General features: G+C 42.5%; 18 protein-coding genes and 1 pseudogene. 9 read left to right on the top strand and 10 right to left on the bottom strand.

Annotated elements, in window-relative coordinates; translation table 11 throughout:
- Nucleotides 1-71 precede the first annotated feature (71 nt).
- Nucleotides 72-1,031 (bottom strand): outer-membrane lipoprotein carrier protein LolA, encoded by a 960-nt coding sequence (locus RIB93_RS13860; protein ID WP_446373341.1) that lies wholly within the window; start codon nucleotides 1,029-1,031, stop codon nucleotides 72-74.
- A 113-nt stretch (nucleotides 1,032-1,144) separates the two neighbouring features.
- On the opposite strand from RIB93_RS13860, the gene uvrB reads away from it, so the two are divergent.
- The 6 genes and pseudogenes from uvrB (at nucleotide 1,145) to RIB93_RS13830 (ending at nucleotide 9,283) form a co-directional block, all read left to right on the top strand.
- The gene (uvrB, locus tag RIB93_RS13855) at nucleotides 1,145-3,142 is read left to right on the top strand and encodes an excinuclease ABC subunit UvrB (protein WP_446373340.1); all 1,998 of its coding nucleotides are present in this window, start codon (nucleotides 1,145-1,147) and stop codon (nucleotides 3,140-3,142) included.
- A 601-nt stretch (nucleotides 3,143-3,743) separates the two neighbouring features.
- Nucleotides 3,744-6,455, top strand: a complete 2,712-nt coding sequence (locus tag RIB93_RS13850) for an AAA domain-containing protein (protein WP_446373339.1) — start codon at nucleotides 3,744-3,746, stop codon at nucleotides 6,453-6,455.
- A gap of 23 nt (nucleotides 6,456-6,478) precedes the next feature.
- Complete coding sequence (locus RIB93_RS13845; protein WP_446373338.1) at nucleotides 6,479-6,859, top strand: AAA domain-containing protein; 381 nt, start codon at nucleotides 6,479-6,481, stop codon at nucleotides 6,857-6,859.
- A gap of 31 nt (nucleotides 6,860-6,890) precedes the next feature.
- Nucleotides 6,891-8,348: a phospholipase D-like domain-containing protein gene (locus RIB93_RS13840; RefSeq protein WP_446373337.1), complete on the top strand. Its 1,458-nt coding sequence runs from the start codon at nucleotides 6,891-6,893 to the stop codon at nucleotides 8,346-8,348.
- A gap of 47 nt (nucleotides 8,349-8,395) precedes the next feature.
- Nucleotides 8,396-8,530, top strand: a pseudogene (locus tag RIB93_RS13835) (transposase); the annotation flags it as partial.
- 297 nt (nucleotides 8,531-8,827) lie between these two features.
- Nucleotides 8,828-9,283, top strand: coding sequence for a pentapeptide repeat-containing protein (locus tag RIB93_RS13830; protein ID WP_446373336.1), 456 nt, complete (start codon nucleotides 8,828-8,830; stop codon nucleotides 9,281-9,283).
- Between the two features lie 55 nt (nucleotides 9,284-9,338).
- Here RIB93_RS13830 and RIB93_RS13825 read toward each other — a convergent pair whose 3' ends face one another.
- From RIB93_RS13825 to RIB93_RS13805, 5 genes are all read right to left on the bottom strand, one after another.
- Nucleotides 9,339-10,199 (bottom strand): class I SAM-dependent methyltransferase, encoded by an 861-nt coding sequence (locus RIB93_RS13825; protein ID WP_446373335.1) that lies wholly within the window; start codon nucleotides 10,197-10,199, stop codon nucleotides 9,339-9,341.
- 47 nt (nucleotides 10,200-10,246) lie between these two features.
- The gene (gene panD / locus RIB93_RS13820; RefSeq protein ID WP_446373334.1) at nucleotides 10,247-10,594 is read right to left on the bottom strand and encodes an aspartate 1-decarboxylase; all 348 of its coding nucleotides are present in this window, start codon (nucleotides 10,592-10,594) and stop codon (nucleotides 10,247-10,249) included.
- Between the two features lie 177 nt (nucleotides 10,595-10,771).
- Nucleotides 10,772-11,134, bottom strand: coding sequence for a response regulator (locus RIB93_RS13815; protein ID WP_446346262.1), 363 nt, complete (start codon nucleotides 11,132-11,134; stop codon nucleotides 10,772-10,774).
- Nucleotides 11,135-11,576: 442 nt separating this feature from the next.
- Entirely contained in the window at nucleotides 11,577-12,131 is a 555-nt protein-coding gene (locus tag RIB93_RS13810; protein ID WP_446373333.1) for a hypothetical protein, read from the bottom strand.
- 153 nt (nucleotides 12,132-12,284) lie between these two features.
- On the bottom strand, nucleotides 12,285-13,274 hold the full coding sequence (locus tag RIB93_RS13805; RefSeq protein ID WP_446373332.1) for a hypothetical protein: 990 nt from the start codon (nucleotides 13,272-13,274) through the stop codon (nucleotides 12,285-12,287).
- Between the two features lie 612 nt (nucleotides 13,275-13,886).
- Between RIB93_RS13805 and RIB93_RS13800 the strand changes: the two genes are divergently transcribed.
- The gene (locus RIB93_RS13800) at nucleotides 13,887-15,293 is read left to right on the top strand and encodes a hypothetical protein (protein ID WP_446373331.1); all 1,407 of its coding nucleotides are present in this window, start codon (nucleotides 13,887-13,889) and stop codon (nucleotides 15,291-15,293) included.
- Nucleotides 15,294-15,384: 91 nt separating this feature from the next.
- Here RIB93_RS13800 and thrS read toward each other — a convergent pair whose 3' ends face one another.
- Nucleotides 15,385-17,214 (bottom strand): threonine--tRNA ligase, encoded by a 1,830-nt coding sequence (gene thrS / locus RIB93_RS13795; RefSeq protein WP_446373330.1) that lies wholly within the window; start codon nucleotides 17,212-17,214, stop codon nucleotides 15,385-15,387.
- A gap of 162 nt (nucleotides 17,215-17,376) precedes the next feature.
- On the opposite strand from thrS, the gene RIB93_RS13790 reads away from it, so the two are divergent.
- Both RIB93_RS13790 and RIB93_RS13785 read left to right on the top strand, forming a co-directional pair.
- Nucleotides 17,377-17,742 (top strand): DUF2605 domain-containing protein, encoded by a 366-nt coding sequence (locus tag RIB93_RS13790; protein ID WP_446373329.1) that lies wholly within the window; start codon nucleotides 17,377-17,379, stop codon nucleotides 17,740-17,742.
- A gap of 117 nt (nucleotides 17,743-17,859) precedes the next feature.
- Complete coding sequence (locus RIB93_RS13785) at nucleotides 17,860-18,174, top strand: DUF2973 domain-containing protein (RefSeq protein WP_446373328.1); 315 nt, start codon at nucleotides 17,860-17,862, stop codon at nucleotides 18,172-18,174.
- A 229-nt stretch (nucleotides 18,175-18,403) separates the two neighbouring features.
- Here RIB93_RS13785 and RIB93_RS13780 read toward each other — a convergent pair whose 3' ends face one another.
- From RIB93_RS13780 to cofG, 3 genes are all read right to left on the bottom strand, one after another.
- Nucleotides 18,404-18,778 (bottom strand): zf-TFIIB domain-containing protein, encoded by a 375-nt coding sequence (locus tag RIB93_RS13780; RefSeq protein WP_446373327.1) that lies wholly within the window; start codon nucleotides 18,776-18,778, stop codon nucleotides 18,404-18,406.
- Between the two features lie 506 nt (nucleotides 18,779-19,284).
- Nucleotides 19,285-20,199: a hypothetical protein gene (locus tag RIB93_RS13775; RefSeq protein ID WP_446373326.1), complete on the bottom strand. Its 915-nt coding sequence runs from the start codon at nucleotides 20,197-20,199 to the stop codon at nucleotides 19,285-19,287.
- Between the two features lie 141 nt (nucleotides 20,200-20,340).
- Entirely contained in the window at nucleotides 20,341-21,348 is a 1,008-nt protein-coding gene (cofG, locus tag RIB93_RS13770; RefSeq protein WP_446373325.1) for a 7,8-didemethyl-8-hydroxy-5-deazariboflavin synthase subunit CofG, read from the bottom strand.
- Between the last annotated feature and the right edge of the window lie 101 nt (nucleotides 21,349-21,449).

Here is a 21,449-nt window from a genome sequence, read left to right as displayed (position 1 = left end):
TTCAGTTGTAATCGACTTCAAGTTGAATCAAAATAGTTAAATACCAACTCTTAATAATCTTCAGACATTCCCTAAAAAATGTCAATTTCCATAGATTCCACTTGAGTGACCCCGGCTGGCGGATAAAAGGTAAAAGTATCAGCAGCAACAATAGGAGATGGCACACGGCGAATAATCTTTTCGGTCATCTTGATATCCATTCCGTCCGCTTTCCCACTAATTTGAAGCTGCTCAACTGCGGCTGTATTGGGTTCCACCAAAAATGTGAACGTAAATCCGGCTTGGCGATCCTTATAGCGATAGGCATAGTAGTCTTGTCCCTCTAAATTTAGAATATTACCCTGCAATGGCATATCATCTTCCGCCTTAAAAACCGATTCAAGCTGATCAATCACTCCCTCTGCCGTCACTACACCGTCAGCAAAGGCTTGCCTAAAAGGAGCCGACATTTCTAGAAATAACATCGAAGAAAAGCCAATCAAAAAGCTATCATTCGACTGATTAAAACCTTCATAGTCCATAACCGTGTATTGCTTTAACTCCGGGTTATAAATCCATACCTGATCACCATCAGAAATCACAATATAACTCGGTTGGGCAAATCCACCTGACTCAGGTGTAGAAATTTCGGTGCGAAACTGCTGAGGAGATTGGGCAATGGTTTTAATCAACACCGAAAATTGCCCTGTAAAACCCTGTGCCTCAAAACTGAATTGCATTTCGGATTCAGTTTGATAGCGTTCAGCTTGAATGAAATTAGCAACCGTTTTAGCTAAAAGACTGACATCAAGTTCATCCGTCAAGGGACGGCTCATTCCTGGTGTCGGATTCGACTGAGTAAGTTGATTGGGTGATTCTGAGAGAGGGACTTGAATATCCCTCGATGTAGACCTGACCAGCACCTCCTCTTCCCCGTTAGCAGTCGCTATACTAAATAATGTCCCGTTTTGGTTGATAGAGGGAAGGATACCCCAGACATTCACCGTGGCAGTTATGCCGAAAATCGTAATGGCTTTTTGCAGTCGGTTCATTGTAAAAGTTAATCGTTATTCCTTTTACCCTAAACCAAAGCAGGCATCATGAATGATGAATTTTCTATTCCCTGTTCCCCGTTCCCTATTCCCCGTTCCCTGTTCCCTGACCAATGATACCCTTTGATCTGCAAGCCCCCTTTGAAGCTAAGGGCGACCAACCCCAAGCCATTTCCCGCCTGACAACCTCTCTGCAAGCGGGAAACCGTTTCCAAACCCTCCTCGGTGCGACGGGAACAGGTAAAACCTATACTGTCGCCAAAGTCATCGAACAGACGGGCAAACCGACTCTGGTACTGGCACACAATAAAACCTTAGCCGCCCAACTCTGTAACGAGTTACGGGAGTTCTTTCCCCAGAATGCGGTGGAGTATTTTGTCTCCTACTACGACTACTACCAACCAGAAGCCTATATTCCCGTCAGTGATACCTATATTGAGAAAAGCGCCGCCATTAACGATGAAATCGACATGCTGCGCCACTCCGCCACGCGATCGCTCTTTGAAAGGCGCGATGTGATTGTGGTAGCCTCGATTAGCTGTATTTATGGCTTGGGTATCCCCTCAGAATACCTGAAAGCCGCGATTCCCCTGCGAGTGGGTACAGAATTAGATCAACGTCAACTCCTGCGAAATTTAGCCTCCGTTCAATATTCCCGCAATGACATCGAAATGGGGCGAGGGCGGTTCCGCGTCAAGGGAGATGTGCTAGAAATTGGTCCGGCTTACGAAGACCGAATTATTCGCGTCGAATTCTTTGGTGATGAGATTGATGCTATCCGCTATGTTGACCCCGTGACAGGTGGAATTATCCAAAGTCTCAACGCCCTCAATATCTACCCCGCCCGCCACTTTGTTACCCCCGATGAACGACTAGAGGAAGCCTGTGAAGCCATCGAAACAGAACTCCACGAACAAATGTCCCAGTTACAAGAAGCTGGCAAATTACTCGAAGCCCAACGATTAGACCAACGCAGCCGCTATGATCTAGAACTCTTGCGCGAAGTCGGATATTGTAATGGTGTAGAAAACTATTCCCGTCACCTCGCCGGACGCAGGGCGGGGGAACCGCCAGAATGTTTAATTGATTACTTCCCCAAAGATTGGTTATTAGTCGTGGATGAATCTCACGTCACCGTACCCCAAATTCGGGGGATGTACAATGGCGACCAAGCCCGGAAGCGGGTATTAATTGACCATGGGTTTCGCTTACCCAGTGCAGCAGATAATCGTCCCCTGAAAGCCGAAGAATTTTGGACAAAAGTTAACCAATGTATCTTTGTTTCCGCGACTCCTGGAGATTGGGAAATTGAACAGTCCCAAGACCAAGTGGTGGAACAAGTGATTCGTCCCACCGGGGTGGTTGACCCAGAAATCTTTGTCCGTCCCACTGAAGGTCAAGTGGATGACTTATTGGCTGAAATTCAGGAACGCGCATCCAAAAAAGAACGGGTACTGGTGACAACCTTAACCAAGCGCATGGCGGAAGATTTAACCGAATATTTACAGGATCGCGGCATTCGCGTCCGCTACTTACATTCGGAAATTAATTCAATTGAACGAATTGAGATTTTGCAAGCATTGCGGGAGGGTGATTTTGATGTACTTATTGGCGTGAATTTGTTGCGGGAGGGATTAGATTTACCGGAAGTATCTCTGGTGGCTATTTTAGATGCCGATAAGGAAGGATTCCTCCGGGCAGCACGTTCCTTGATTCAAACCATTGGTCGGGCGGCGCGTCATGTCCAGGGACAAGCAATTCTCTATGCTGATAATCTTACCGATAGCATGGCAAAAGCCATTGATGAGACAGAACGGCGTCGGGGAATTCAATTGGCATATAACCGGATGCATGGGATTACTCCGCAACCGATTGTCAAGAAATCCAGTAATGCGATTCTGGCATTTTTAGATGTATCGCGGCGGTTGAATCATCAACAGTTGGCAAAGGTTTCTGAACAAGTAGAAGATTTACCCTTAGAACAGATTCCTGAGGTAATTAGTCAACTAGAAGCCCAGATGAAAGAAGCGGCGAAGAATCTAGAATTTGAGCAAGCCGCCCAGTATCGCGATAAAATTAAGCATCTGCGGGATAAATTGGTGGGTCGGTGAAATGGTTATACCTGGCAAGGTTAGAGTCTGTCATTCTGAGTCCTGAGCGAAGCGAAGGAACTGAAGCGGAGTGAAGAATCTCACCCGATGTTTCGCTGCACTCTGTTCGATCCAGTATGACAAAAGCTCAATTTGTGACCATAAACAGTATAAACAATATGATCCTCCAATTCATCATCATCATCGACGTTCAATTCGCCTGAAATCATAATGACTATAATCAGGCGGGGGCTTATAGTCTTGACAAATTACCACAAATATTTGTAATCACAAGGATAACCAATGTGTACCTCATCATCCATATACTGTATAGCATTGTCATAGATTAAGTTATAATATAGAAATTCGTGACTCCTTAGTTTGCGATCGCGACTTAGCGATAACGGGTCATTATACCCTCTACTGGAGGAATATAAGTAATTAGTCAAGTCACTAAAGCGGTCAAATATCAGTATGTATACCTATTTGAAAAATCAGTATTTTTCCGGTGTCTCTTTACCTGATCAGACTCTAAGATTTTTTTAGATGCCAATATTAAACCCATAACGCAAATAGGTAATCGGTTCCCCTATCAAATTTACAACTAAGCAAGACAATTCTAATGATTGACGAGATAATTGGTGGTAAATATAATCTTAAAGCAGAGCTGGGTAGAGGTGGCACAGGGATCGTCTATTTGGCAAAGGAGTTACAAACTCGACAATATTATGCCATCAAAACAATTTCCACAGAAGACAAACACGCGCTTAAGCTTTTAAAGCGAGAAACTGACACTCTCAAACGGTTAAGTCACGACAGCATAGTTAAGTTTGTTGATGATGGGTATGAAGATAGCCATAAGCTTGTTTATTTGGTTTTAGAATATCTTGAAGGTGAAGGCATTCAGAGGTATTTTGAGCGGGGAGTTGCGCTAAAAACTAAAATTGATTTATTTTTGCAAATTTTAGATGCCGTTAGTCATGCTCACTCTAAAAATGTCATTCACAGAGATATAAAACCAGACAACATCATGGTGGTGGAGATAGGTGAACTCCCAGTCGCTAAGATTTTAGATTTTGGCATTTCTATCATTACCACTACCCTCCTGACCAATACGATAAGCAGCTATCATACACCTTTATTTGCTCCGCTTGAGCAAAGGGAATTAAAAGGGGTTTCTAGAGACTCTGATATATATTCCTTGGCAATGACATACCTTTATCTATTGTCTACTGAGAAGGCAAGGGATAAATTTAGAGAAGAGCAAAATAAAGAAGTTCTCTATGAATCTACAACAACTACTTTGAATAGTGCTAGTCAATTAAGTAATTCTTTGATCGATGTTTTGCGGCGAGCTACAGAAGTTGAACGAGAGAATAGACCCAAAATTGATGAAATTAGGAAAGTTCTGGCTAGTCTCAAGTCAGAAGTGTCTGAAAAATTGACTATAGTATTTGGTATAACCTCTGCTCTCAAACGAAAAATATCAGACTTTAATCAACTTGATTCCCATCCCCTCAAAGTTAAAAAATATATAGAAGATAAATTAAAGAATGATTCAGGCACAATATATATTCAAAAAATTCAAGGCAAGACTAATAAAGACAACAGGCTAACTGTGGAAATAGGAGTAGATTCAACTTCTGATATATTCAGGGGTTTTATTGACAAAGATCGTCCACTGAACATTATCTTATTTGACCAACTCGCTTTTATAAATCCCCAATCGTCAGAAAGACTTTTTGAGAATGGAGTAGCTGTTAGAGTTGAGCCAATTATAGATGTAAGCGGGAATGGCAAGTCGGGGGATGACCTAAGTGACTTGATCAACGATATTCTACAGAAATATCAACAAATTATCAATGAAAAAGAAGGAAAAGCGACTGTAGATTCTACCTTTAGTTTATGGCAAAATGTTATCGATATTGAAACCAAAATAGTCAATGAAAGAAAGCAAAGTTTTGCTTACTCTAGTTATGAGTATGACAAAGATAAGCAAAGATTAATCATTTCGTTAACTCAACCCATCTCTTTAGACGAATTAGAAAAAATTACGTCGCCGCCGTTACCTGTAACAATTTCCGTTAAGAAACAATCACCGCCTTACACTACAAGCCAATGGTCGGTGGGAGATATCATTGATGGCGAACAGTCAAAAAATGGCGACCTTGTAGAAAAACTGTATATCAGTATTGGAGATTTTTGCAATCCTGATTTGTTTGAAGCACTCCAGAAACAAGGACATATTGAAACTAACTTTAAAGCAGAAGAATCGCAAATTCAACGCCGACGCAAAGCACTTCGAGCAATCAGGTACAGTGATTCCGAAAATACCAATTTGTTCAAAATTCTAGCAGAACCTGATAAATCACCGCCTGTAGAGCCTTTAGCGATTCATCAATTTTTTAATCAGCAATTAGACAGTTCGCAGCAAAACGCTGTCTGTAAGGCATTGGCAACCGAAGATATATTTTTAATCCAAGGTCCACCAGGAACAGGTAAAACCTCTGTAATCATGGAAATAATCAGGCAAATTTTGAGCCGCCATCCTAAAGATCAGATACTCATCTCTTCTCAATCCAATATTGCTGTAGATAATGTACTCACTCGACTGTCTAAAATTAACAGTGAACAGCAGCACATCCGGTTACTGAGAATCGGAAGAGAAGAAAAAATTGAGGATGAGGCTAGACAGTTTGAAATAGAGAAAGCGATTAATGAATGGCAGAAAAAGATTCGGGAAAACTCGGCAGCTCATTGGCAAAAGTATGAATCTCAGCACGAAAAAATGCTGTTAGGAGTCAAGAAATTATCTAATATAGAATCAATTAGAAAACTGAGAGAACAAGTTGGACAGATTTCTAACCGAATTACCCAAGCGGTCAATCTTGTTAATTCCGAGCTGATTATATCTCCGGTCAATAATGAGGTTCAGTTAGCCGCAGAAGATGCTTGTGAATTAATTTATGAGAAGCTATTACTCGATGAAAAGATTCTTAATTTAATTAAAGATTATGTGGATAAATTTGGTATAGAATTTCCGGAAAAGCAGCAGCTCTTAAATTGGATAGAACAAGAATACAGCCGATTACAAACTATTTTGGGTGATAGTAATGAAAAGTATGAGAAGTTTGTCAAACTTAAGGAGCTAAAGGAAGAGTGGAATGAACGGCTCCAGCGAAAGCAACGTGACTTAGTTCCTATGTTTCTGGATGGTGTTAACGTAATCGGCGCAACTTGCTTGGGAGTTGCTAATCTTAAAGATATTAAATTTGACTGGGTAATCGTAGACGAAGCCGGAAGATCCACGGCTCCGGAAACATTGAAAAGATAGAGCAAGACTGTCAGTCAAGTGGTGTGCAAAAAACGGTTGGTGTCATCGCTGGTTATGCCTCCCAAATTAGTACTTTGGAAACTGTCGTTGCCACCAATGACCAAAATATTTGGAAAAATTTACACATAGTGGTTCACACAGTTGATGCTTTTCAAGGTAGGGAGTGTGACATTATTATCTATGATTTGGTAAGAAGTAATAAAAAGAAAAAGCTGGGATTTACGTCGGATTATAGGCGATTAAATGTCGCCTTATCTCGCGCCCAGCAACTCTTGATTATAGTCGGCAATGATGTAATGGCTTACGAAGGCAAAGCACCTAAAAAACTGCCAAATCCATTCCAAAAACTGATTGAATATATTGACATTAACGCAATAATATGCTACCTTAATACGTTTGAGTGAATTTATCTGGTAATTAAGGTGGATTTTAATAATGACTGATGTTAATATTGCAGATTTTGAACAAAAAATTAGAAAGTATCATTCACTACCAGAAGCAGTGATCATTGACCATAAAGTTATTGGTTATCCTTTCTATCGACTAATTCTTGATTTAACTTATTTGGCGAATAGAAGTTTAGAAGTCCAAGAAGAGTTTGTGCTTAAAGGGATCACCTATGGTTTAGCACAGAGAAGTGAATTGGCTTATTTTTTGGGAGTTGACGATCATTTCGTCGAAAAAGTTCTATCAGAGCTAATTTCTAAACAATTAGTGACTAAGGCAGATAAATTAAACGTTACTGAACTAGGAATAAAAACCCTTGAACAGCAGCGAGTACTAGATACTGTTTCCGAGACAAAAGAATTCTACATTGATGCGATTAATGGAAAACTCTATGATAATTTTAATGTTAAAAAAATTAATAAAAATAACGACAACAGCCTTAAACAGTTTATTTCTCGACCAAGAAAAGGTCATGTAGAGGATATCGTAGATTACTATGATGAAATTCAAGGCGTCTTAAGCTTAGAAAGTAGACGGGAGCAAGTTGAACTCATACAGGTCAACAAAATTGAAAAAGCATACACAGAATGGCATGAAATTATTCTGGTTTTCTATAAAAACAATCCCGATGATGACGAGGTAGGCTATGAAACTTTTTCTAGAGGCAGCATCCAGACTGACTACAGAGAAAGTATAGAGAAACTCTATACTCAGGGTCAAAAGGTTCTTAATGACATACTTAGATTCGACCGAAGTAATGATGAAGAAAAGGTACAAATTGAACAGTCAGATGATTTGATAGCTGGTATCCACAAAGATGATATCGAAACGGTTAATCGACTTCAAGTTAAAATCAAAGCTCTCAATGATTCAGACTTGTTTGTTGAAAGTAAAGTAAAATCAATCAACAAGCAAAAGAAAGTCTTAAAAGAAGAGCTTGCGACAAAAACAAAGCAAAGCAAAATCACAGATATTATCCACACTTATGAACACCGAAATTATCTATTTAAAGCGTTACAAGAAGCTCAACATAGAGTCATGATAGTTTCGCCGTGGATACGTCGCAATGTAGTTAACAAATATTTTTTATCAATCTTAGAGGATAGTTTAAAGCGCCATGTCAATGTTCATATTTTATACGGAATAAAGCAAAAAAGTGGTCGGGGTCAGCCAAATGATGATTCTGCTATAAAAAAACTTGATAAATTGGCTAGTTACTATAAAAACCTGAGATTTGAAAAAGTTAAAAATACTCACCGAAAGATTTTGGTATGTGATGATAGCTTCGGTATAGTAACGAGTTTTAATTTCCTATCGTTTCGAGCTGATCCTAGTCTTACTTATCGAGACGAGTTAGGTGCTATTTTGACAGATAAAGACACGATTGAAAAACTTTTTAATAGTGGACTTTCATTGTGTGAAGGCAACAGCAGACATTCAAGATAATTATTTAAGCTATGAGACTCTCGTCCTTCGGGTAACTGCCATAAAATTTGTGGCAACGTAATTATTATGATCATATTATCCGTAATGAAAAAACGCTCAACATTTTGAGGTAATATATAATTGACAATCCATTGCGTTGGGAAAATGATCAATTACATCCAAACAACCCATCAAAATGGTAATTATTCTGTAGGGATTTGGTTTCCAAATCCTTATCTAAATCCTTGCGGTGGTGTGGGAATCCGGGGTTGGGAATCCGGGGTTGGGAAATCGGGGTTGGGAAATCGGGGTTGGGAATCCGGAATTGAGGGGTTTGGAGGGTTTGGAGACCAAACCCCTACGTCAATTCAAAATGTTTCGATATTATTTTTTAAATGTATAATGTCCTAATTATAACGTAAAATTTAATCAACCACAGATGCAACTCAACCCGCCCAGACCAAATTTTCAGTAGTAGAACCTAAAAAACCTGACGTGATATGAAACCCCTAAACTTAATTATTCCACTATTACTTGTTAGTACGTCTGCCTGTATGGGCGTGACTGTCGAAGAGACTAGCGCCGAAATGCAGGCAAGGATAGCCAAAGCGAGAGATTGCGCTGGCTGTGACTTGAGTAAGATTGATCTCAATGGTGCAGACTTAAGCGGTGCTAATCTCAAGGAGGCTATATTAGATGGTGCTGATCTGAGTAATGCCAATTTAGCAGAAGCGGATTTGAGTGGTGCGTCTCTAGATGGTGCGAATTTGAATGGAACAAACTTCAATAGTGCCAACTTGAAAGGGGCTAATTTAAGTAATGCGTCGCTAATTAGCACAAACTTAGTTAACGCCAATTTACGCAAAGCCAAGATTAAAACCGCCAATGTCTATCTCACAAATTTTTGTGGAGCGACTATGCCAAATGGTAGTCGCTCTATGCAAGGCTGTAGTTAACCGAAATTAACTGAATCGTTAGCGCTTGTTACCAAAAATTGAAACTCTTACAGTTTTACCAGTGATTAACCTGGGCAATTTGCAAAGCGGAAAGATAGGACGTTTTGATTCTTCCTGTACAGGTTCTCTCTAATACGTCTCTCAAACCGGAAAATAAGGACATTCGTTGCCGCGACTCTAACTTTATGTAGGGTGATATTGTACTCAAAAGTGTCAAATACTCATCAATACTATGAGTCGTATGACAAACTAACTGTTCTGACAAAAAATTATGGAATAAACCTGAGTTGGTAAAATCTTGTTCAATTTCTTTCAGGTTGGCTTGATGGGTTTCTATCGAGCCATATCTGGCAAATTTGGGAATAGATGGCGCTTGAGTTTGATAAACTTCATCGAATTGATGACAAATTTCATCATTGGGGTGCGGCGGTGTATTCCACAACATAATTATAGAGCCCTTGTTTTGCAAAGCCTCAGCCGATTTTTGCACCCTAATTTCAGGTGCAACCCAATGCATTGAAGTCGCCGCAAGAATAGCGTTGAATCGCCCAGGTTCTAGCTGCCATTCTTCAAAGGTTGTATTGATAATCTCCACATTGGGATAGGCTGAACAGTTGCTTTTGGCAAGTTTGCACGCGGCTGGGCTTGGCTCAAGACAAACCATGGAGAAGCCTAATTCAGCAAATTCTACAGTGGCAATTCCTGGACCACATCCTATTTCTAGAATGGTAGCTTTAGCGGGAAGTCGAGCTAACTTAACAGCGCGATGGATTAGGGTTTTAGGATAGCGTGGTCGGGCTTGATCATAGACATTGGCGACATCACTGTACCAGTGTTTTCGTTGTTCTAAGGTATAGGCGTCTTTGATGCCACTACACCATACTTTGACTGATGCCGAATCTTTATCTGTCATCATACCCAATCTGTCATCATACCCATAATACCCAGGTGCGGTTAAAAAAACTACAATGGATTGTTGGATTCATCCACTTTGACGACTTTGGGATGATGTAAAAGCGCTTCTTCCGGTGTCATCTGAGCGTAAGCAATTACAATCACGTTGTCTCCAACCGCGTTCAGACGAGCCGCCGGACCATTTAAACAGATGACACGACTTCCCCATTCCCCAGGAATGGTGTAGGTTTCCAATCGGGAACCATTATTCACATTGACAACCTGTACTTTTTCGTAAGGCAAAATATTTGCCGCTTTTAGGAGTTCCTCATCAATGGTAATTGAGCCATCATAGTGCAGGCAGGCATCGGTTACTTTTACCCGATGCAACTTGCTTTTAAACATGGTAATCAGCATTTGAAAAAAATAACTCTAATTAAATTTTACAATATCTTTATATTTATTGACGTACCCGTTTACCTACCAATAGTAAATAGATGAGTTAATTTTTTTTCAATTCCTGTTGCCCGTTCCTTGTGACACCTGTTCCCTAAAAATGGGATGCACCCATCGGAGTCTTACGCCAAACTAAAATTATGCCATTGCCAATTTCACCGCACGATTGAGTTGCTCTTGGGAAAAAGGCTTCGTTAAATAAGCTTTAGCTCCCTGTTTCATGCCCCAAAGACGGTCAATTTCTTGATTTTTAGAGGAACAAATTATAATAGGAATGTTAGCTGTTGCCGGATGACCTTTAAGTTTTCGACACAACTCAAAACCACTCATTCCTGGCATGACAACATCTGTAATAATCACATCGGGTTTTTTGTTAGTTGCGTGAGTCACCGCCTCTTTGGGCTTAGACACTCGGATAACGGTGTGACCCCCTTCGTGCAGGTAGTTCTCGATCAGATCCATCTGACTGGCGTTGTCTTCAACTAGTAAAACTGTACTCATGTTGGCTGATTCCTATTCAGAAAAGTAGGGACAAGTGAAACCTTAGCCTCGTGATTAAAGGGTAGGATTATGTGATCTCGCGATCGCAGCATCAGTTTTCCACTCAGCCGTTTGGCTTGCGCCTGTGAATCGTTACCGACTAGAGTTGTAACCGGACAAGTGTAAAATGCAACCTGAGATTAACACGCCTACTGTTTCCATAGCGCCTCGTCTGCTGCGTTTGGCTCGCTTAAAAATGAAGATGCATTCCCAAATGAAGAGGTAATGGTTTAGGCTTCAACTGACAATCATAGCATTGGATAATCTTTGAGTGGAAGGGCATTTACGAATCTATTACAAAAAGTGATCCGATCGTCCTTTGTCCTTTGTCCTTGATCATTGATCAGGGGTTGAGGAGCGTTTACAAAACTTAATATCGTTAAGTTTATTTAGACTGACGGATTTAACTATCTTGCAAGAGTTCATCGATTAAAGATTGCAAGTCATCAATAGAGAGCGCCTCAGTTTCCGGGGCTGACTCTGTGTCCAGGTTAGCAGACGACTGGTGACGCGATCGCTGAATTAACCCTTTGAGGTGATCCTTGAGTTGCTCCCTCATTGACTCAGTTGTGGCAATAATCTGCGTTACCTGCTTGTCGGTTAAGCTAGAGGGTTCCTTCATCCCATCAATTAATTTTTTCAAGGCGTAAAACACTTGCATTAAAAAGGCTTGCAACCTTTGGTCAACCTTGAGTGAACCCTGCTGTCGAATCAAATTAACACAATCCACCAAGCATAAACCTGCTTGATGAATCCCTTGGATATGAAGCGGACTAATTGGCAGCAGGTTAGCCCCCCCTACGATACCACAACGAGTCGCGTGGCAGAGTTCATTCATTTGGTCTGGGTCTTTGAGCGTCCTTCGCAGATGCAGCAAATACTGCTCAATGAGTTGCAGGTGTGCTTCGGCAGCCTCAAGGTAGTAGCCTTTTATTTGCTGTAGCTGTTCTGGCTGCATAAAGAATGTCCTTGCTAGATGCCGGATTTTTCGTCGGGTATAGCATTGTGGCTAGGAATAAAGTCTTGTCTATCCCTTGAGCAAAAAAATAATCTTACTCTAACTTTTAGAGCAGGTCAATCGCTAATTTATGTTAAGAAATGACGATTTAGCTTATGATAATTCACGGTGCTTGACATTGCTTTTCTTGGTCAATACAGTCTGCCAATTCATTCCCGACGATACCGACCTCGGACTCCCCCCAGTTATGATCAGTGAAACCAATCGCACCCCTAAATAGCGGAGTTTTTCCGGTTTTAGGTATGGCGTCAGGGAGTTCCATCCTTCTCGGCGAACTTTCCGCACATAAAACAGAAGGCTGCGGAAAAAATCCTGAAATCGTCTTCCCCAATAGGCTTTCTGAATTCCGCCTGGATCAAGTCGTATATTATGGGGATTGTAGTTATTTCGATTTAAGGGATTCAGTTTCGTCAGTCCTTCGGTTTGAGCAAACTGCTGGTATGTAATCCCCTCTTTTCGGGATTGGGGGTGAGTGTGGGGATAAATCCATTCCCATACTGCCCAATCCAGACTAGAAAACAAAAATTCTGGCACATCTTTAGTCACCTGACAATATTTTAAGCGAATCCCGATGGGAATTTCTGCCCAAGGTCCATGCTGCCACACAAAATCAGGATCAAAAAATGCTTTAAAGGCAAAATCTTTTTCATTTATCCTCAGACGAGCCACCCGACCAATCATTCCCGCTCCAGCCATTTCTACTTCAATTTTCATGGCTTGGGTAAAGAGGGGAGACGGGCAGTACTCTCCTTCTTTTTTGATCATAATTATCCTTTTGGTATTGTGTTTTAGCCGGAGTCTGACTCGTTTGAGAGAAAATGTTGTGCGCTCCCCTTCCTGAACAGTCCCCCGTACATATCGGGCTAAATGGTCGAGAAATTGTCTAATTTCCCGCGCTCCAATTCCGTTGTTTAAATCAATGAATGTTGAATCAGGAGTATAAAAGTATAATCGTGTCTGACCCAATTCCTGACGGGCATGTTGGCAGAGACGATAGAACTGACTAGGCGGTAACAGTTCCTGCTGGGCTTGCCAAAGGATAGAAGTTAAGGGAGATGCATTCACGGGAGGGCGATCGCTCATAGAAGCTAAGTTCGTAGTTGCGCTGTCTTCGCTATAAACGCTTAAATCAGTGTTATTCAGGTTGATATACTATGATCATCGCTCAAAAATAGCCAAGTTGGGGATTGGGATCGCTTGCCTCTTCAGTCGTTGGGATAGAAGCCAGATGGGTTGGACACAGGGAACAGGACATGCCTTATCCAGCCATTGTCCGAATTCAATCCTTCACCATAACCAATTTAAAATTCTCTTTTGAGAAACTCAGCCAATTGGCGCATATCCAATCAAACATCTGGCTGAGGTAAAATCAGCGAAAAACCCTTCACAATTGAAAATAAAGCTAATGGTATCACATTATGGCAACAACAATCCGAAAAACGTCCTATTTCGTTGAAAGCTGCTCATCCCAAGTTAGATTTATTGGTGGTAAAGCCTTTGAATGGAGAAATAAGAGACTGAATTCAAAACCATGCCTAACTAGCCAACGAAGGCTTAAAACCATGTCCCGGAGCGCAGCGAAGAGTCAACACTCAAAACGTTCCTACTTTGCCTTTCTTTTCCTGGTAAATAGCTGTTTAAGCTGTATAGAGTTATAATAGCACCTTTAAAATCCCAATGAGTTAAGTTTACATTATGAACTTTGATAAGAATTATCAGAAATGTTTGGATAAGCTCATCTGGGCAACCCATCAGCTCGACGTTAAAGTTGCCCAATCACAGCTTGCGAATCTTGCCAAAATCATCGTACAAACGATGATGGGTCCCTGGCGCTATTTTCATTCCATCGAACATATTTTAGAGGTCGGTGGCTCTACGGACGCCATTGAAGTTCTGGCGGCTTTATTTCACGATATTATCTACGTGCAAGTTGATGGGAGTATTCCGTTTAACCTGACGCCTTATCTTGCTCCTTTTATTGAAGAGGAGAGAGGGAAGTTTTTTGTCCGCACCGATAATCCAGGTGAACACGATATCATTTTTGAGCTAGTCGCTACCCTTTTTAAAGTTGCGCCAGCAGAGGAATTATTTCCCTTTACTGGACAAAATGAGTTTTTAAGTGCGATTGTTACCGCTAAACTCCTAGAGCCTGTTTTGACACCAGCATTGATAGTGCAGGTTGTGGCTTGTATTGAAGCCACTATTCCCTTCCGCACGCCATCTGATTTTGGGTTAAGCCCTAGCGAAGAATTATATCAGTCTTTGAAATCGATCAATCAGCGATTTAATCTTAACTTAACCAGTGCTGAACTCCTAGAAAGCGTGAAGCGTTCAGTGCGGCTGGCGAACCGAGATGTTGGTGGATTTGCTCATCCGAGTTCGGCTGTTTTCTTATCTAACACCTGGAATTTATTACCGGAAACGAACCATAATCTGAAAAAATCAGGGTCGTATACGGTGCGGGATTATCGATTTGCTATCCAAAAAATGGCAGTGTTCATGAAATTTCTGAACGCCGAACTGATTTTTCGGCAATTCCGAGGAGAACCTAATGATTTCATTTATCTCCAGTTTGTCGAGCAAGCTCGCCGGAATTTAGAAGTGGCGCGGCTTTATTTAGACAGTAAATTGGTGGCGAATGGGATTTTAGAAGCCTTGTCATTGCGTTTAGGTTCAGATGTTCCCTTAACCCTTATGATGGGAGAGTTTGGGGATGAACCGAGTTCAATCGGTCATTTGGGCGATTATTTTCCCACACTAATTAATCCGCATCGCCCGAAAACGCTTCTAGAACGGGAAGTGTGGAAATTATTGGAGGAGGGACGCGCTCAAAGCATTTCGTTTGATTTTCAAACCTCTCCCCTGACGAGCTTTGTGGTTCAGTACATTGGATTTGAGGGGATTTGCCAGATGTGGCACGATACCCAGGAGTTTTTTCAAGGAAAAATAACGTCGGAAGAATTTTTAGCCCGTTGTGATGCTGATCTAGTGAACATTATTATCGATGGGGTAGCTAAACTTTTGGAAAAGCGAAAAGTTGCCTTATGTAGTCTCTATAAACCGTTATCGATGAATGGGGTTAGACAATTACAACATGATTAGGCATCCGTATCTATTTTTTCCAGATATCCAAACCTTGTAGAGACGTTGCATGCAACGTCTCTACATTTTAAAAGGAGGGTGACAACAACACCTAAAAATTCTGGCGGTTAGCGATCGCACTCTCCATTCTCTCCACTACCTGCGCCACTGGAATCGCGCCTAAGTCTTGGGATTGCTTCCCAGCCTCGCGAGTCCGTACACTAAGACTATCAGACTCAACCTCCTTCGCCCCGACAACCGCCATCACCGGGATTTTTGCCTTCTCGCCATTGCGGATCATCTTCGGTAAGCGATCGCCACTGGTATCGACTTCGACGCGAACTCCCACCAGGCGCATTTTCTGTGCCACTTCCTTGGCAAACGTTAACTGTTCATCACTCACGGGTAACAGTCGCGCTTGCACGGGGGCTAACCAGAAGGGGAAGTCTCCCGCATACTCCTCAATCAAAATCCCAATTAACCGTTCCAATGAGCCAAAGGGCGCACGATGAATCATCACAGGGCGCTGGCGTGTGCCATCTTCTGCCACATACTCTAAGTTAAATCGCTCTGGCAGGTTATAGTCCACCTGTACTGTCCCCAATTGCCACTCGCGATCTAAAGCGTCATGGAACATGAAATCCAGCTTCGGACCATAAAACGCGGCTTCGCCAATGCCTTCAAAATGACCCATTCCCAGGGTTTCCACTGCCCGACGAATGGCGTTTTCTGACTTATTCCACGCCTCATCTGACCCAATATATTTGTCTTGGTTGGGGTCACGGAAACTTAAACGGGCTTTAAAATCTTGCAACCCTAGAGTGTTAAACACGGATAGGGTTAAGTCAACCACCCGCAAGAACTCATCATCCAGTTGTTCGGGGGTGACAAACAGATGAGCATCATCTTGGGTAAAGCCGCGAACTCGGGTTAATCCGCCTAGTTCCCCGGATTGTTCATACCGATAAACCGTGCCAAACTCCGCGAGACGCATGGGCAAATCTCGGTAGGAACGCAGTTCATGCTTATAGATTTGTACATGAAATGGGCAGTTCATGGCTTTCAGGACAAAGCCTTCGGCTTCTGAGTCTCCCATCATTGGGAACAAGTCTTCTTTATATTTCTGCCAATGTCCCGAAGTCTTAAACAACTCCACGCGACCAATATGCGGGGTGACTACAGGCTGATAGCCGCGCTTAATTTGCTCCTGTTTGAGGAAGTCTTCTAAGGTACTCCGCAGGATTGTCCCTTTGGGTGTCCACAAGGGCAATCCGGGTCCTACGGGGTCGGATAAAATAAACAGTCCTAGGTCTTTGCCCAGCTTGCGATGATCACGCTTGAGGGCTTCTTGTTTGCGCCGCTTATATTCAGTTAGTTGTTCCGGCGTCTCCCAGGCGGTGCCGTAAATTCGCTGAAGTTGCGCCTTATTTGCATCACCGCGCCAGTATGCGCCAGCGACACTTTCTAGGTCAATTGCTTTGGGATGAATGTCACCTGTGGTTTCGACATGGGGTCCGGCGCACAAGTCCCACCAATCTTCTCCGAGGTGGTATAGGGTGATTGGGTCTTCTAAGTCTTGGAGGATTTCTAGTTTGTAGGGTTCACCGAGTTCTTTGATCCGACGTTCGGCTTCTTCGCGGCTGACTTCTTCCCGAATCAGGGGGAGTTTACGCTTGAGGATTTTCACCATCTCTTTTTTGATGGCTTTTAAGTCTTGCTCGGTAAAGGGTTCGGGTTTGGCGAAGTCGTAATAAAAGCCATTCTCAATCCACGGACCAATCGTCACCTGTGTCCCCGGAAACAGCTTCTGTACCGCCATCGCCATGACATGAGAGGCGGTATGGCGAATTTTTTTCAGGGTCTCAGATTCACTGGTCCGAGGCAAATGAATTTTTTCGGGTTTTTGGGGGGCTTCGACGTTGGACATGGGTGACTGTGCCATTGAGTTGAGGTTGAAAGCAGTTAACGGTTTCCCTGGTTCCTTTTCTCCATTCCATGATACTCACCTTCTTGAACCAATGCAGGTTGCCGAGTTGGTTGCGTATTGTAAAGAATTGTAACTAGCGTTAAGATAAATTAACAGATGAATTAGCGCTTAAGATTCATGCCTCAGTCTCAGCCCCACGAGCAAGACCTGCTCAAGTCGATACTACAACCCCTGTTGGATGATTTCCAATATTGGTTTTCGCGATCGCGTTCGTTACTCGAAGCTGAGGAGATCAGCTTTTTAAGCCGACAGCAGCAGAGGGATTTACTGGAGAGAGTCAAAACCGCCCAACGGGAAGTCAATGCGGCGGTAACATTATTTCAAGCAACGGATGGTCAAGTGGGGATTGAACCCGCTACATTAGTGCCATGGCATCGGTTAGTCAACGAGTGTTGGCAAGTCGGGATGCGCTGGCGCTCATTGAAATCGGGAGAATCCGAGTCGGAGATTTCTGGAAATGTCAATATTGAGCCGAGAGAGTGATCAAATTTATGCCTAGGTTTGATAAGCTAAACGGATTACAGATAAAAAGGTAATTTCAAAGACCCACCCTAAGATAATCGATTAACAGATCAACGGTTTAGTCTGGAGGATGATGCCATGTTACACCTACTATACATAATTGCCTTTACCGTTATTGCATTTCTCGCGATCGGGAATTTGATTCGCAGTTTACTGAACTTGAGTATAGATGCTCAACGGCATTACGCACCTGCGGGAAAGGCTTCATTTGCCGCATCTAGTTCTAGCAATACTCGTGTCCCCCATCCAGAACTGTTGGATGATACCGGGAATCCGACAAGTGAACCACTGCTGGTCATGAAATCCATGACTGTTGAAGACGCCCGCACCCAGCTTGATGCTTTATATAATGCTTCCCCTAGCAACAGCATTGATAAGTCGGAAGACGTTTAGTGCAGATGCAGATAACCTAGCCAGATAACGTAAAGGCTATTTTAAAGGCGGGTTGAAGCAACAGTTAGCTGTCCTTATGATTCAGCCTTCAAAACCCGCCAAGCTACTTTATGTTTATATTGGTCTATCTACTTAACGTCGTAACGTCGTAACGTCGTTATTTTGATGATTCGCCAATATCGATAACCCCGATGACTCCCACCAGTCCGGAAATATTGATCAGCCCTGATCATCGTCGTTCCCCACTGAAGATTCCTTTGAAGATATCCTGAATATCTTCCTGTTTATAATCCTTAAATTCCCCAGCATCAAACCAGATACCATAACAGATTGGGCATTTTTCGTACCAAATATGGGACTGTTTTAGGTCAACCATTTTGGTCATTTTTGCTTTGCATTTCGGGCAATTAATATCTTCAATGGCATTAAATTTACTGCCGATTTTGGGATCACCCGTATCGATTGCTTCAGAACCCTCTATTTGCTTGAGAGTTTGAGCTTCTTGAGAATCAAACCAAATGCCATTACAATCAGCGCATCGGTCTACTTCAACATCAGCATAAACTACAGGTTCCAGGTTTCCTTGACATTTAGGACATTTCATTGAGGTCATTTTTCAACCATTCCATTCGGGATTCTTTTAAGATGGTTGTAGTTTAGCAATTTTATGGGCAACCTATAGAGTTTTATTTTTAAAAGTTAACGAAAATAAATCATAAGTAATAAGTAATAATTCGTCGGCGTGGGTTTTAGCCACAATTGTAGGGGCGGGTTTAGCCATAATTGTAGGGGCGGGTTTAGCCACAATTGTAGGGGCGGGTTTAGCCACAATTGTAGGGGCGGGTTTAGGGACTGTAGGGGCGGGTTTAGGGACTAAGGTCAGCTATTGTTGAAATAACGGAAAAACAAAACCCGCCCTCCCCACCGATAAATGAAAAACAAAACCCGCCCTCCCCACCGATAAATGAAAAACAAAACCCGCCCTCCCCACCGATAAATGAAAAACAAAACCCGCCCTGGCTTACCAATAAATGCGATAACGGGTTGAGATTAGGAAGGAACAGAGAACAGGGAACAGTTGTTAACATTTCTTAGTACAGCGGACAGAATTTATGTCCAGGTACTTATGCTTCCGTTCACTGTTACCTGATTAAGACTACCCAGCCATTTAGTTCTTGGCACACGATAGGGTTTAAATGTCAAGGGTTCTAAACCACCAAACCTAACCAAGTGAGCCAGAAAATGTAACGTTCCGGCTAGAATATCACTCCGTTGGGGTTGTACAATATTGCTTAAATTCAATTGATCTGGAGATTGCCAAACGTCCTTCATTGATGCCACAATATCTGGAGCATTGGATAAGCGCACGAATAAAAAGACAACTTGAGCCATTTTTGCTTCAACAACCGCTGGGTTTTGGAGTTTATTTCCTTGGAACGTTCCGCCAAAACGCTGTTGGATAAATGTTTTCACCTGCTGGGAATAAGTCGTCGAATTATAGTCTGCAATCCCTTGAGAAACCGATTGATAGCGACCCGAATTAATTAGAGTTCCGATAACACAAGCCGCTACATCGGCAGTATAATCAGAATCTCTGGCAAAGCGAGTTAAGGCTTCCGATAAGCTTTTGACCGCTAGGGTTTCGTATTGCGTCCGATAAACAATAATTGCTGAACCAATATCACCCGCCCACGCTGTATGATCTGCTGTCCATTGGGTCAAATCTGACCATTGAACACCAGGTTGATTAATTTGGTCAGACAGGGAGGCGAGAAAATGACCAAGGTCTGTGGTTTCTCCACTTAACAAGACATCCCTATTTAATTTTCCCTGAAATTCTCCTTGAATATAGTTTTGGTGATATCCTGTGGCGGTATTCCATAGCCCGGTTGTATAATTTTTTCGGGTATAGCCGCGCAAAATATTGGCGATTTGATATGCTGATTTATTAGAATTTTTCTGTTCAACGTTTCGGATAAATTCTAAGGCTGTTTCAAGTTGAGACATAATTTTGTCATTTGTCATAAGCTGTCACGCATTTAAATTGGGTATTAGTAGCGAGCGCTCAATACAGTGAGCAAGATGCTCACACTACGACAAGGATTTCGTCATTGTTGATATTAAGGTTTGAATGCCGAATAGCTTACTCACTTCGCGAGAAACAAGCTACATCATTTGTTCTTTGTTGATTAGAAAATCGCTTCCCCGTTGGATGTCATCAAATCGTTTATTCAAAACGGCTTGTTGTAATCGTGGGGACAACCAATCATTATACTGCGGATAAACGGGTAAGCGTGGTACGAGATGCCATCCGGCTGGTTCAATACTATTTTGTAATCGCTGAATTTGAGGATGGGGATAATCGGGATTCACCTCGTCTTTGGGTCCAATTCCGCCTAAATCACTCGCGCCTGCGGCTAAACAAGCGAGTAACCATTGGTTATCTGGGACTAAATTAGGCGGAATTTGCAGGGTGATATCGGCAGGTAAAATTTGGCGGGCTTTGCCTATGACTTGGGGTAACTGTTGCGGATCAAATGCGGGGGCTTGCCAATGTTGTTGATCACCGGGACTATGAGGTTGTAAGATCACTTCTTGGATATGACCATACTGATCATGAAGCTGCGCGATCGCATCCAAGGTTTCCCACCAATCCGCACTTGTCTCACCAATCCCCAACAATAGCCCAGTGGTAAACGGAATCTGTAATTCCCCCGCCCAAACAAGCTGTTGTAGCCGTACCTGGGGTATCTTACTGGGTGCATGACGGTGAACGGTTTCCTGGAGTTGAGGTGTAATCTGTTCCAGCATTAACCCCATTGACACATTTACCGACTTTAGCGATCGCATCTCCTCAAACTGCAACGGTCCACCATTAGTATGGGGGAGAAATCCCATTGATAGGGCAAGTTCACATAGATCATAAATTCGCTGGAACCAAGCTTGACGCCGTGGCGAATGGGGATGCACTTCACCACTCAGGATGAGAATTTCACAAATTCCTTGAGGTTGAAGCTGTTTTAAGAGATGATCAGCCTCAGTTAGAGTCAACCATGAACTTTGACCCGGATCAGCGCGAAAATTACAGTAGCTACAACGGTTAAAGCATTCGTAGGTCGGAACCAGCGTGTAAGCGGGACTATAGGTAATGATTCGAGAATCGCTAATTGCCATTGTGGATGACGTAAAACCTGATGTGAGTGCGACGTAGAGTTGAAAGCTTCATTTTACCGTTGCTCCTCATAGTCTGAAAACCTTATGCGGTTCTGATGATG

The organism is Coleofasciculus sp. D1-CHI-01 (assembly GCF_040218875.1).
Classification (GTDB): domain Bacteria; phylum Cyanobacteriota; class Cyanobacteriia; order Cyanobacteriales; family Coleofasciculaceae; genus Coleofasciculus.
This window is presented reverse-complemented; position numbering and strand designations above follow the sequence as displayed.